This is a genomic window from Mesorhizobium sp. P3_A9 (genome assembly GCF_056402975.1).
The window spans coordinates 1-12,949 of record NZ_JBFUGJ010000035.1; the positions used below are offsets into that span (position 1 = coordinate 1).

The following is a 12,949-nucleotide window of genomic DNA, read 5'->3' on the forward strand; positions in this document are numbered from 1 at the left end:
GGGTGAGACTACTACAGATGGTGGTGCGATGCGGAGATTTGCGGGGGTGTGGGAGAGGGATTAGCCACAGGTTTGTTGGCCGATGTTCCGCCTTGCGCAGGGCATCGAAAGCCGCGACGACGGCAGCCGGTCCTTTCCACCGGCGTCAGATCAGCGATGACCGGGTAAATACGACAAAAAGTGCACTGTCACCGTAATTCGCAGTTATCGCCCAATCTCGCCGCGGCTGGGAGTTACGGTGACAGTGCACTAATTTTTCCTCACCCGTTGCCGCGCTGTGGCACGTGATGCGGCAGTCCGGGAACGATACTGTGAGCGAGGCGAGCCATTCGGTCAATCTACACGCAGCCGCAGCAAAGGCGAATAGCGATCAAAGTGCACTGTCTCTATTCCCGTCAGAGCGAGTCGTAAACGGCGTCGATCAACACCTTGCGGCGTGGGTCGATGTCGTCGAAACCCAGCATGCGGTTGGTGACGTAGCTGAAACCGACGCCGGCGCCGGGATCGGCAAAGCCGATGGCGCCGCCCCAGCCAGAGTGGCCGAACGTTTGCGGCGATGCGCGGCCGGCATAGACTGGATCCTCCATCTGATAGCCGGCGGCGACGGCGGCCGGTGCGGCAAAGCTTTCATCCATGCCGCGAAACCGCGGTCGCACCGCCGCTTCGATTGCCGCGCGACTGATCAGAGGCTTGCCCTCGCAGACACCGCCGGCTGCCATCATGCCGTAAATGCGGGCCAGTGCGTGCGCCGTCGACTGGCCGTTGCCGCCCGGCACTTCGGCGGCGCGCCAGACGCGGTCATTGGGGGCCAATGCACGCGGCACCGGATTGTCGCTTGCGTGCGGAAATGGCGAGGCGCGGACAAACTCGACCCAGTCCGAAGTCCTGGGCCCCTCGATCATCTCGGCCACCCTGTAATCCTCGCGGTCCGGCAGACCGACATGAAAATCGGCTCCGAGCGGGCCTGCGATCTCTTCCGCGATGAAGCGGCCGATGCTTCGCCCGTCCACGCGTCGCAGCACTTCGCCAGCAAGATGGCCGTAGGTAAGCGCGTGATAGATGGAGCGGCTGCCGGGCTCCCATAGGGGCGACATGGCCGCAAGCGCGTCGACAAAGGGCGTCCATGCGAGCAGACCCGCTTCGTCCATCGGCACGGCAAGGCCATTCAACCCAGCCTGGTGCGACATCACCTGATCGAGCGTGATGCGTTCCTTGCCGCCGGCCGCGAATTCCGGCCAGTAATGGGCAATGGGTGCGGCATAATCCAGCTTGCCGCGCTCCACCAACATAGCGATCGCCAGCGCCACGACGCCTTTGGTGGAGGACCAGACATTGATCAGCGTGTCCTGCCGCCACGGGCGGGTTCGAGCGGCATCCGCATGACCGCCCCACAGATCAACGACAGTCTTGTCGTGAACGACGACGCTTACGCCACCGCCATGTTCCAGCCCTTGCGCGAAACACGCGGCGAACGCCTCGCGCACGGCGCCAAAGCGCGGATCGCAGATACCATCTATGTTCATGCGCGAATTCTCACCAAGTGCGAACGCGACGGATGCCGCCGTTGAGACCATTCTCGCCTGGCGGGAACTCGCCAGTCCAGCGAATTGCCCGACGCTTGAGAAGGCCGGCTCTGACTACTGCTTCACCGAAGTGGAGGTGCCCCAGGTATCCGACAGCACGTAGCCCTGGGGATAAGGATCGGTCGGATCGAGATAGTAGCTGTGCTCACCGGTGATCCAGGCCCGGCCAGTGATCTCCGGAACGATCGCCTTGCGGGCGCCGATTTCCGCCAGATCCACAATCCGACCCGTGAAGCGCGAGCCGATGATCGATTCATGGATCAACACGTCGCCAACGTCCATCAAGCCCCGGGCTTGCAGCACGGCCATGCGCGCCGATGTGCCGGTGCCCGTCGGGCTGCGGTCCGAGCGGCCCGGCGAGACGATGCAGGTGTTGCGCGTGACGTTGCCCGGCCCCTGGAACGGCATGGCGAACTGCACGATCGACACGCCGCGCACATGCTCGAAGTCCGGATGGACGACGTCGAGTTGCTCGCGCGCGGCCCGGCGGACCTTCTCACCGGCCACCGCGATCTCGCGCGCCTCGTCGGGGGAGACCGAGAAGCCGAGCGCCTTGGCATCGACGATGGCGTAGAACATGCCGCCATAGGCGATGTCGACAATGAGCGTGCCGAGCCCTTCGACCTCGATGGCAGCGTCGAGACGTTCGGCAAAGGCGGGCGCGTTGCGGAAGGTGATCGAGACGCATTTGCCGTCGCGGCATTCGGCACGCACCTCGATGACGCCACCCGGCATGTCGAGTTTGAAGCGCGTCTCGGGCTCCTGCATCGGCACCATGCCGGTTTCGAGCAGCACCGTGGCGATGCATATGGTGTTGGAACCGGACATCGGCGGATACTCCGTCGGCTCCATGATGATGGCGCCGGCGACGCAATCCTCGCGCGTCGAGGGAACGAGCAGGTTGACGTGGCGCGCRACGCTGCCGCGCGGYTCGCARATCAGCATSCGCCTGATATGGTCATGATCACGTTCCATCGTGATCATCTTCTCCATCATCGTGCGGCCCGCCGGCGGCAGGACACCGCCGACGATGACGTCGCCGATTTCGCCTTCGGCATGGCAGCCGATGACATGAATGCTGGTTTTGCTGCGCATTGTTGTTCCTGCGTTGGTCCCTGGCGGCCACAACTATTTTGCTTGGCAAGCCATGCCGCTCGGGACAAACTGGTCAATCTGCGTGCCAGCCTCAAGGAGAATCCGAAATGACCTCTAATGTTTTTTCCGGCTGCATGCCGGCGTTGATGACCCCGTGCACGCAGGACCGCCAACCCGACTTCGACGCGCTGGTGCGCAAGGGACGCGAGTTGATCGCGGCCGGCATGTCGGCCGTCGTCTATTGCGGCTCGATGGGCGACTGGCCGCTGTTGACCGACGAGCAGCGCATGGAAGGCGTCGAGCGCCTGGTGAAAGCCGGCGTGCCGGTGATCGTGGGAACCGGCGCGGTGAACACTGCCAAGGCCGTGGCCCATGCGGCGCACGCCCAGAAGGTCGGTGCCCGGGGCCTGATGGTAATCCCGCGCGTTCTGTCGCGCGGGCCCTCGGTGACGGCGCAGCGCAATCATTTCAAGGCGATCCTGGCGGCCGCACCCGACCTGCCAGCGGTCATCTACAACAGCCCCTATTACGGCTTTGCCACACGCGCCGAGCTGTTCTTTGCCCTGCGCGCCGAACATCCTAACCTGGTCGGCTTCAAGGAGTTCGGCGGCCCGTCGGATCTGCGCTATGCGGCGGAAAACATCACCAGCCGCGACGATGAGGTGGCGCTGATGATCGGTGTCGACACCGCCGTCTTCCACGGCTTCGTCAATTGCGGTGCGTCCGGCGCCATCACCGGCATCGGCAACGTCCTGCCCAAGGAGGTGTTGCACCTTGTGGGCTTGAGCCAGGCGGCGGCCAAGGGCGACGTCGAGGCCCGCCAGAGCGCGCTGGAACTGGACGCCGCGCTCGCCGTGCTGTCCTCCTTCGACGAAGGCCCTGACCTGGTGCTCTATTTCAAGCACATGATGGTGCTGAAGGGAGCTCCCGAATACGAGCTGCACTTCAACGAGACGGATGCCCTGAGCGACAGCCAGCGCGGTTATGCCGAGGCGCAGCTCAAATTGTTCGACAGCTGGTATGCCCAGTGGTCGAGGCAACCCGGCGTGATTGCCAGATACGCAGCCTGACCCGGCAAGTGCGACAAGGCGGCCATGGTACGGCCGCCGGTCGCATTGCGGGGCTGAGAAGGCGGCAATCTAATTCAGTGCCTGACCATCCCGGCGTCGACATTCAGTGTCTGGCCGGTGATCCAGCGCGCGTCCTCGCTCGCTAGGAACGACACGACATCGGCGATGTGTTCCGGCTGGCCCTTGCCCTTCATCGCCTGCAGCATTTCGACGAAGCCGAACGCCTCATTGTGCGGGCTCGCCTTGACGCCGTCGCTCTCGATCAGGCCGGGCGTCACCGCATTGGCGGTGATGTTGTATTTGCCGAGCTCGGTGGCCAGCGCTCTGGTGAAGCCGATGACGCCGCCCTTGGCCGCGACATAGGCGGCCATGTTCGGCGTGCCGGCAAAGAAGGTGTTGGAGGCGATGCTGATCACCCGCCCGGCCTTGCCTGCCGCACGCATCTGGTCGGTGCCGGCGCGGGTGACGATGAAGGTGCCTGTAAGGTTGACGTCGATGATCTTGCGCCAATGGTCGAGATCGACATCGTCCCAGGCGATGAACGGCACGATGCTGGCATTGTTGACCAGAATATCGATGCCCCCGGTCAGCGCCTGGATTTCGGCGAAGAGCGCCTTGACCGATGCCGGATTGGAAATGTCGGCGGCGATCGCGCTGGCCTTTCCGCCGATCGCCGCGGCGGCCGCCTTGGCGCCTTCGGCGTTGATGTCGCTGACGATGACGGTTGCCCCGTCGGCGGCCAGCCGCGCGGCGATCGCCTTGCCGATACCCTGCGCGGCGCCGGTAACCAGGGCCGTCTTTCCCGCAAGTCGCTCAGTCATGAAAATACTCCCTCAATCCGTGATCCAATGGTGTCTGTTCAGGCGTCGGCGTCGATGACGGCCAGCGCCGCCTCGATGCCTTTGCCGATCGCCAGTTTCTGGCCGGCCGCGTTCATGGCGCCGCCAAGCGCCGTCAGCGCCGCGATCGCGTAGATCGGCTGGGCGGTCGGCCCCATATGGCCGATGCGTGTCAGCTTTCCCAATGTCTCGCCGCGGCCCGACGAAAACACCACGCCGTAGCGGGCGCGCGCGCCCTGGCGAAGCGCCTTCTCGTCGACACCGTCGGGCGTGCGCACGGCCGTGGTGCTTGGCGAGGCGATTGCGTCGCTCGCGGCCCAGATCGACAGGCCCATGCCAACGACGCCCGCACGCATGGCCTTTGCCGTCAGCGCGTGACGCGCCCATACAGCCTCAGGTCCCTCGTTGAGATAGAGATCGAGCGCGACATCGAGGCCGTTCACTTCCGCCACGGAGGGCGTGAACGGGAACGGCTTGTCCCGCGACCAGGCGTTTTCCCAATCGACGATGCTAAGCACCGATGCGCGCGGGGCTGCCTTGTTGGCTTTCATCTTGGCCCAGGCGCGTTCGCTGACGCCCATGATCGTCAGCGCCGGCGGCGCGCCAAGGCACTTGCCGGGGCCGGTGACATAGATATCGGCCTTGCAGTCCTCGGGATGCGTCTTCATGCCGCCAAAGGACGAGACCGCGTCGACGATCAGATAACCGCCATGCGCCGAAACCAGCGCGCCGATGGCGTCGATCGGATTGATGGTGCCGGACGGCGTGTCGTGATGGCAGATGGACACGATGGTGATCTCCGGGTGCGCCTTGAGCATGTCGGCGACTGCCTGCGGATCGATCGCCTCATTGTAGGGCACTTCGATCTCGAGCAGATGCGGTGAGTAACGTTTCGCCCAGTAGCCAAAGCCCTTGCCGTAGACACCCGAGGCAAGGTTGAGCACGACGTCGTCCGATGTGATCAGCGACGCCGCCGCCGCCTCGAGGCCGAGCACCGGCTCGCCATGCAGGATGACCGGCTTGTTCGACAGCCGCATCGCCTTCTGCGCCTTGTCGACCACCCTCTCGTAGAAGAGCTGGAATGCCGGATCATAGTCATAGAGCACCGTGCGCGAGAGGCCGCGCAACACTTCTGGATAGGCGTTCACCGGGCCCGCGGTCAGGGTGATGACCGGATCGGCGTGTTCGGGATAGCGCATCATCTTGTCTCCGAATTGGGCTGGGTTCAGCCGTAGAACTGCGTGCCCGTCTTGTAGGTCTTGAAGTTGTCCATGTCGTGCGAGTACATCAGCTCGGCGCCGTGGTCCTCGGCCAGCTTCTTCACCTTGCGCATCGAATTGACGCCCGCCACCGGGTCGATATGGAAGGCCGCCTGGCAGAGCGTTTCAAGGCTCTTCTGCGTGTAGGCGGCGTCGATGGTGAACATGATCGGCTTGCGCTTGGGGAACTCGACCAGCAGGCTGTAGTGGCCGATCGAATGGCCGGGCGTCGAGATCAGCTTGACCCCCTTGGCGAGCTCGATGTCACCGTCAACGCCTTCGAAGGTCGAGTTGGCGCGCGTCGTGCCTTCCAGCAATTGCGCGGTCGCGCCACGCGCTTCGGCCGCTTCCGCCGAGAAGCTCAGGTCGGAATAGCCGAGATGCTCGAAAGGCTGCGGATTGCACGCCTGCGGCACCTCGGTCCGGTGGCAGATCTTCTTGGCGTGTGGAAAATACTTGTTGCCGCCGCAATGGTCGAAATGGAAATGCGAGTTGACGACGACGTCGATATCCCTGGGCTCGAGGCCGAGAAGGCCAAGCGCGCCGAGGATTGTCTGGTGCTTTTCCTGGATCGGCTTCTCGAAGGGCAGCACCTTCATGACATGGTCGTAGTCGTAGCCGGTGTCGATGAGGAAACGGCCCTCGGCATGCTCGACCAGGATCGAATAGACGGGAAAGCGCACTTCGCCGCCAGGACCACGGTTCCAGAACACATGATAGCCGTCGAGAACGAGCGAGCCGCCGTCGAGCAGGTAGACTTTGGTATCCGACATTCTTGCCTCCTGTTTTGGCGCGGGTCCCTTCCGCGCATCTGATTTGTCAGCGCGCTCCGCGCTCGTATGGAATGCCAAGTGCCGCCGGCAGGCTGGCGCGCCGGCCGAACAGCACCAGCATGATCATCACCGCCAGGAATGGCAGCATCTGGATGATGTCGGTCGGTATGTTGATGCCCGCCACCTGCATGGCCGTCGTCAGCGACAGGCAAACGCCGAACAGCAACGCACCGAACAGCACCCAGATCGGGCGACCGCGCGCCAGCATGGCCAGCACGATGCCGAGAAAGCCCGCGCCATTGGTGATGAACGGAATGAACAGCCCGGCCCCGACATTGGCGAGGTAGGCGCCGCCGAGCCCGGCCAACGCGCCGGTCGTCAGCACCGCGATGGTCCGGGTCCTGATGACGTCGATACCGGCGACGTCGAGCGCGGCCGGCTTGTCGCCCGCTGCCTGCAAATTGAGGCCGAGCTGCGTGCGCCGGTAGAGGTAGCCCATGGCGAACACCAGCGCGACCGCCAGATAGACGATCAAATGATGCTTGAAGAAGGCGGGCCCGATGACAGGAATATCCGACAGCAGCGGAATGACGGTGGCATCCGCCGCCGGCAGGCGGGGATAGCTGCGCGAGAACTGGAAATGATGAAGCAGCGCCGTCAGGCCTTCGAGACCGAGCGTCAGCGCGATGCCGATGACGATCTGGTTCAGCCCGATGCGCACGCAGAGCAGCGCCATGATCAGCGCCACCGCGACGCCGCCGGCGGCACCAGTGAGGAACCCCAGCCACAGCGACCCGGAATAGAAGGCGCCGACAAAGCCAAGATAAGCACCAGCCAGCATCATGCCTTCGATGCCGATGTTGAGCACGCCGGCTTTTTCCGACATCTGCTCGCCGAGGCCGGCCAGCAGCAGCGGGATCGCCGCGGTGACGGCGCCGAACAGCAGCGCGCTGAGAAAGACTTCGCTGAAGAGGCCGGTCATGGCTCAAGCCCTCCGCGACTGGTTGTATCGATGATCGAAATATTCGGCGAGGGCGAGCACGATCAGCACGATGGAGACCAGCACCAGAGTGAAATGATTGGGCACGCCGAGCCGCCGAGCCGCGCTCTCGCCACCAATCGACAGCACCGAGAGCAGGAACACGAAACCGATGGCCGCAAAGCCGTTCATGCGGGCGAGAAACACGGCGGGAATGACGGCAAGCCCGTAGGCAGGGTTCCAGTCGGCGCGGACATTGCCCTGCACGCCGATGATGTCGACGGCGCCGGCAAGGCCGGCCAGCCCGGCGGAAATGGCGAAGACGGCAACCGTCAGGCCAGGCACCCCCAGACCCGCATGAACCGCCGCGCGTGGATTGGCGCCGACGATCCGCAATTTCAGCCCGAACGCCGTGCGCGTCATCACCAGATGCACGATGATGATCGCCGCCAACCCAAGCAGCAGGCCGCTGGTGATGGTCGTTTCGAACAGGCGCGGCAGCCGGTCTTCCACCGGCAGCGTGCGGGTCTGCGGCACGGTGGTGCTGGGATCGCGAAACACCAGCTTGACCAGCACATTGGCGAGCGAGGTGCCGAGGAACGTCATCATCAGCGTGGTGATGATCTCGTTGACGCCCTGATAGGCCCGCAGCAGCGCCGGCACCAACGACCAGACCATCGCCACTGCCATGGCGATGAGGAACGCGCAGGTCAGCGCCAGCCAGGACGGCATGATCTGAACCAACACCGGAGCGCTGGCCGCGGCCGTCACCGCGCCGAGCAGGAACTGGCCGTCGCCGCCGAGATTCCACATGCCGGCGCGAAAGGCCACGATCAGGCCGGCGGCAAGAAACAGCAGCGGCGCCATGCGCGTCAATGTCTGCTGGATGCCAAGCGGCGAGAACAGACCTTTCTCCAGCACGAAGCCGTAATAGGCGAGCGGGTCGACGCCGACGGCAAGCAGGATACAGCCGGCTAAGACGAGCGCGATGAGGATCGGGCCGAGCGTCATCAGCAGCCGATGCAGGATGTCGCGGCGCGTTGCCGCCGCGCTCGTGGCATCGAGTGCGGTGGCATTGGCTGTGGGTGCGGTGTCGATGCTCATGCGGCAAGTCCGATCATCAGGCGACCGACCTTGGTGCGGGCGTCGTCGGTGTTCTCTACGGTGCCGACGAGCGCTCCATTGGCGATGACGGCGACGCGGTCGCACATGCTGAGCAACTCCTCGAGGTCGGTGGAGATGAGCAGCACGGCAAGGCCGCGAGCGGCCGTGTCGCGGATGCGCTGGCGCGACGCCAATGTGTTGGCGAGATCGAGCCCATAGGTCGGCTTGTTGAAGATCACCACCTTGGCGCCCTCTGCCAGTTCGCGTGCCAGAAGCACCTTCTGGATGTTGCCGCCGGACAGCCGGGCGACCGGCGTCTTCAGGCTTGGCGTGCGCACGTCGTATTCGCGCACGAGCTCAGCGGCGCGCTTGTCGATCTCGCCGCGCTGCTCGACGCCGTTGCGCCAGAACGGGGCCGCGCCGACCTGTTTGAGGAAGAAGTTGATCGAGACCGGGAAGGTGCCGACAGTGCCCTCGCCGAGCCGGTCGTCGGTCAGGTAGCGCAGACCGCGCCGGCGGCGTTCGCCGACGCTCAGCGCCTCGATGGCAACGCCCTCCAGCCGCACCGAACCGCCGGTCGCCGCGCGCKGGCCGGCCAGCGCTTCCGCCAGCTGCTTCTGGCCGTTGCCGTCGATGCCGGCGATGCCCAGAATCTCGCCAGGGCGAATGTCGAAGGAGATCGACGACAGGCCTGGCGCATTGTCGGTTGGCGCAACCGCGAGATCCGCGACCTGAAGCAGCGGAGCGGCATCCGTGCGGACTGTACGGACCGGGCGCTCGACCGCTTCCGGATCATCTTTCTGCTTGCCAAACATCAATTCCACGATCTCCGAGATGATCGCCTGTTCACCCAGCGCGCGAAACCGCTCGGGCGGAATCTCGCCGACCTTGCGGCCGAGCTTCAGCACCGAGATGCGGTCGCCGAAGGCCGCCGCCTCCTTGAGCTTATGGGTGATGAAGACGATCGCCAGGCCCTGCTCGACAAGGCGGCGCATCAGCGCGCCCAGTTCGTCGATGCCTTTCGGCGTCAGCATCGAGGTGGACTCGTCGAGGATCAGCAACCGGCTGTTGCGCACCATCGCGCGCAGGATTTCGACCTGCTGCTGCTCGCCGAGCGAAAGCTCCGACACCTTGGCATGCAGCTTCACCGTGATGCCGAGGCTGCGGGTGATCTCGGCGACGCGCGCCTCCAGCTCTTCGGTCCTGGGGCGCTGCCACCAGGGTCCGCCAAGCAACAGGTTTTCCGCCACCGTCAGCGTCGGCACCAGCATCATGTGCTGGAAGACGGTGCCGATGCCCAGCGCCAGCGCATGGCGCGGCGAGGTGATCGGGGTCGGTTTGCCATCGACCAGTATGCGGCCGTCGTCCGGCTGCTGCAGTCCCGACAGCATGCCGATCAATGTCGATTTTCCGGCACCGTTCTCGCCCAGGAGAACATGCACCTCGCCCGGGCGGATCGACAGATCGACGCTGTCATTCGCGACGATGCCGGGAAACCGTTTGGTCACGCCTTCAAGCGCGACGATGTCGCGCCCGGCAACGGACGATGAAGAAGAACTGCTCATGAAAGCCCAACACCAAAAAATGGTAATCGGCCGGAGAGGTGAACGGATCACCCCTCCGGCAGCCGACCGTGATCGCCTTACTGGGCGACGCTGGTCATCAATGCCCTGACGGCGGCCGCGTCAAACACCGGATCGACCTTGATCTTGCCGGAAATGACGTCTTCGCGCAGTGCCTGGATTTCCGTCCAGACATTGTCCGGAATGGCCGCGGTCTTCAGCAGCTTCACCGAGTCGTCCTTGAGGCCGATCGTATAGTGCTTGGTGCCGAACGTGTCGGCCTTCAGGTCGGCGATCATTGCCGCATAGACCGGCTCGATGTTCCACACCACCGACGACAGCAGGAAGCCCTTGTCGATCGGCGACTTGTCACCGATGACATCGATGAAATAGACCTTGCCGCCATCGGCTGCCTTGGTCGTCTCGACCGCCTGCAGCATGCCGAAGCTCGAACCGTTGCCTTGGCCGAAGATGATGTCGGCGCCCGACGCGATCACGCTTTCGGTGACGCGCTTGCCGCCAGCCGCGTCGCTATAGGCAGCCGGCCCGATCACCGCGTAGGTGATCTTGACGGCTGGGTTCTCGGCCTTCACGCCTTGCGCGAACGCCGCCGACTGCGAGTTCCATGACGGCGGTTCACCCGAGACGACGATGCCGACCGACTTGGAACGCGACATCTTGGCGGCAAGACGGCCGGCGAGATAGGCGCCCTGGTGACCGCTCAGCGTGTAGTCGGCGACGAGACCCTTCTCCAGGCCGTTCGGCGTATCGACGATCGCCACCGGAACCTTCAATTCCTTGGCGATTTCAGGCGCCGAGGTGTTGTAGCCGCTGGCATGCGCGATCAACAGGCTGGCACCGTCGGACGCAAGCTCGCGCAAGGTCGGACGAACATCGCCATAGCCGAGGCCCTGGGCCACGACCACTTCGACGCCGGCGGCCTTGCCCGCCGCCTTGGCGGCATCGATGCCTTGCTGATTCCAGCCGTAGTCGGTGCCTTCTTCGGGCGTCAGGATGGCGATCGACTTAACTTCGCCAGCAAACGCGCCGCCAAGAAAGACACTGCTCAATATAAATGCGCTTACACTGCTTTTAAGGAGCTTTAACATTTTACCCTCTCTGGTTGACTGCCAATCATTATTCTTATTGTTATTGCGCGGAAGCGAGATAGACTGCCTGCACAAACCCACCCTACGGAGCTCAGGCAAAGTGAAGATTCGTTATATTCTCCCGGTGATGCTGGCGTTCACGTCTTTCGCCAATGCGGTTGAGTTGCACCATGTCACCGTCCGCACCGGAACTGACGGACTCGACATGGTGCCATTGACGATTTCGAATGCGGGCAATGAAGGCTTGTCCTGCAATGCCGACTTCGCCCACTGGTATTCGGCCGGGATCGCGACGGTCGAGCCGGGCAAGAGCGCTCGCCTCGAACTCTGGTTCGACCCCAAGACGGGCACGTTCACGATCCTCAACGACAAGCGCGAGAACCTGCCCGTCGAGCGGCTGTGGTGCGGCCTGGCCGGCCGCGCATATGCGACCCGCGTGCAGATCACGCTCGACCGCACCGACGCGGCGAAAGGCGAGCGCGCCGTGTCCTGCGTCATGGAGCAGGACAGTCTGGTCTGCCGGTAGGCGCTCATCGACTTGCCCCGCCCAACACCGCGCGCCTCTTACTTCTTTGCCAGGAATTGGTCGGTGAAGACATCATCCGCCGAGGGAGCCGTCTTGAGCACGCCCTGATCGGTGAGCGTCTTCAGCGTTTCCTCCCACTGCGTCTTCGTCATCCAGCCGAGGCCGTGTTCCTTGGTGTCGGGGCTGGTGAAGGTCGACGCGATATCGGCGTTGATCTGCGCCAGCAGCACATCCTTCTTGTCCGCGTAACCGGGTGCAGCCTTGGCCGTGATCTCGGCGGCCTCTTCGGGGTGCGCCACGACATAGTCGAATGCCTCGCTATATGCCTTGACGAAGCGGGCGACGATTTCGGGCTTGTCCTTGATCATGGCCTGAGAGGTGAACAGGCCCGAGCCGTAAGCCTGCCAGCCATGGTCCGCGCCCATCATGATGCTGAGTGAACCGGGACCGCCCGCTTTGGCCTCCAGTTCGGGAACCTCGGCGTCGACATAGCCGACCACCGTCTGAACCCGGCCCAGAAGCAGATAGCTTTCATAGGGCGGCGAGACGCTGTTCAGCGTCATGTCCTTCTCCGTCAGGCCATTGGCCGCCAGGAAGCCCTTGAAGAAGATATAGGTCGAACCGGCAGGATGGATGCCGATGGTGAGACCCTTGAGATCAGCCGGCTTGGTGAGCTTCACCGTCTTCGCCAGCGAGATGATCGCCAGCGGCGAGTGCTGGTTGACGGCGGCCAGCGCCACGACCGGGACATTCTGCGACCGCGCGACGGCAAGCGTGGGAAGATCGCCGAAACCGAAATCCGCGTTCTCATTGCCGACCAGCCGCATGGCGTCCGGCGAGCCGGAGCCTTTACGGATCTCGGCCAGGTCAATGTCGTTCTTGGCGAAGAAGCCCTTCTCCTTGCCGACGAAGAACATGGCGTGGTTGCCGCGCACCACCCAGTCGAGCTGGACGCTGACCTTGTCTGCCGCGAGCGCCGCGCCGGAGAAGCCAAGCGCGCCGGCAAACGCTGCGAGCGTGGCCGCCTTGATGAGTGAGCGTCTCAGCATT

Annotated in this window: 12 protein-coding genes; 2 read left to right on the top strand and 10 right to left on the bottom strand. The window is 64.0% G+C overall.

The annotated features are described in order from the left end of the window. Positions 1 to 395 precede the first annotated feature (395 nt). Positions 396 to 1,523, bottom strand: coding sequence for a serine hydrolase domain-containing protein (locus AC1DX0_RS08530; protein ID WP_477222516.1), 1,128 nt, complete (start codon positions 1,521 to 1,523; stop codon positions 396 to 398). Between the two features lie 114 nt (positions 1,524 to 1,637). Next, entirely contained in the window at positions 1,638 to 2,678 is a 1,041-nt protein-coding gene (locus tag AC1DX0_RS08535; RefSeq protein ID WP_477222517.1) for a proline racemase family protein, read from the bottom strand. A 107-nt stretch (positions 2,679 to 2,785) separates the two neighbouring features. Between AC1DX0_RS08535 and AC1DX0_RS08540 the strand changes: the two genes are divergently transcribed. Further along, positions 2,786 to 3,748 carry a dihydrodipicolinate synthase family protein gene (locus AC1DX0_RS08540; RefSeq protein ID WP_477222518.1) on the top strand — a complete coding sequence of 321 codons (963 nt, stop codon included), beginning with the start codon at positions 2,786 to 2,788 and terminating at the stop codon, positions 3,746 to 3,748. Between the two features lie 74 nt (positions 3,749 to 3,822). Here the strand turns inward: AC1DX0_RS08540 and pldH are convergent, their stop codons facing one another. The 7 genes from pldH to AC1DX0_RS08575 form a co-directional block, all read right to left on the bottom strand. Next, positions 3,823 to 4,569: a pyridoxal 4-dehydrogenase, SDR-type gene (gene pldH / locus AC1DX0_RS08545; RefSeq protein WP_477222519.1), complete on the bottom strand. Its 747-nt coding sequence runs from the start codon at positions 4,567 to 4,569 to the stop codon at positions 3,823 to 3,825. A gap of 38 nt (positions 4,570 to 4,607) precedes the next feature. Further along, on the bottom strand, positions 4,608 to 5,786 hold the full coding sequence (gene ppaT / locus AC1DX0_RS08550; RefSeq protein WP_477222651.1) for a pyridoxamine--pyruvate transaminase: 1,179 nt from the start codon (positions 5,784 to 5,786) through the stop codon (positions 4,608 to 4,610). A gap of 26 nt (positions 5,787 to 5,812) precedes the next feature. Next, complete coding sequence (gene pldA / locus AC1DX0_RS08555; RefSeq protein WP_477222520.1) at positions 5,813 to 6,619, bottom strand: 4-pyridoxolactonase; 807 nt, start codon at positions 6,617 to 6,619, stop codon at positions 5,813 to 5,815. Positions 6,620 to 6,665: 46 nt separating this feature from the next. Further along, positions 6,666 to 7,601, bottom strand: a complete 936-nt coding sequence (locus AC1DX0_RS08560; protein WP_172233674.1) for a putative B6 ABC transporter permease subunit 1 — start codon at positions 7,599 to 7,601, stop codon at positions 6,666 to 6,668. Between the two features lie 3 nt (positions 7,602 to 7,604). Beyond that, a complete protein-coding gene (locus AC1DX0_RS08565; RefSeq protein WP_477222521.1) occupies positions 7,605 to 8,702 on the bottom strand; it encodes a putative B6 ABC transporter permease subunit 2 in 1,098 nt (365 codons plus the stop codon). Continuing rightward, a complete protein-coding gene (locus AC1DX0_RS08570) occupies positions 8,699 to 10,267 on the bottom strand; it encodes a putative B6 ABC transporter ATP-binding protein (RefSeq protein WP_477222522.1) in 1,569 nt (522 codons plus the stop codon). The genes AC1DX0_RS08565 and AC1DX0_RS08570 overlap by 4 nt, the downstream gene beginning before the upstream one ends. Positions 10,268 to 10,344: 77 nt before the next feature. Continuing rightward, on the bottom strand, positions 10,345 to 11,334 hold the full coding sequence (locus AC1DX0_RS08575) for a putative B6 ABC transporter substrate-binding protein (RefSeq protein ID WP_477222523.1): 990 nt from the start codon (positions 11,332 to 11,334) through the stop codon (positions 10,345 to 10,347). A 139-nt stretch (positions 11,335 to 11,473) separates the two neighbouring features. On the opposite strand from AC1DX0_RS08575, the gene AC1DX0_RS08580 reads away from it, so the two are divergent. After that, positions 11,474 to 11,899 (top strand): hypothetical protein, encoded by a 426-nt coding sequence (locus AC1DX0_RS08580; protein WP_477222524.1) that lies wholly within the window; start codon positions 11,474 to 11,476, stop codon positions 11,897 to 11,899. A 38-nt stretch (positions 11,900 to 11,937) separates the two neighbouring features. On the opposite strand, the gene AC1DX0_RS08585 is transcribed toward AC1DX0_RS08580, so the two are convergent. Continuing rightward, positions 11,938 to 12,948 (bottom strand): ABC transporter substrate-binding protein, encoded by a 1,011-nt coding sequence (locus AC1DX0_RS08585; RefSeq protein WP_477222525.1) that lies wholly within the window; start codon positions 12,946 to 12,948, stop codon positions 11,938 to 11,940. Position 12,949: the final 1 nt, after the last annotated feature.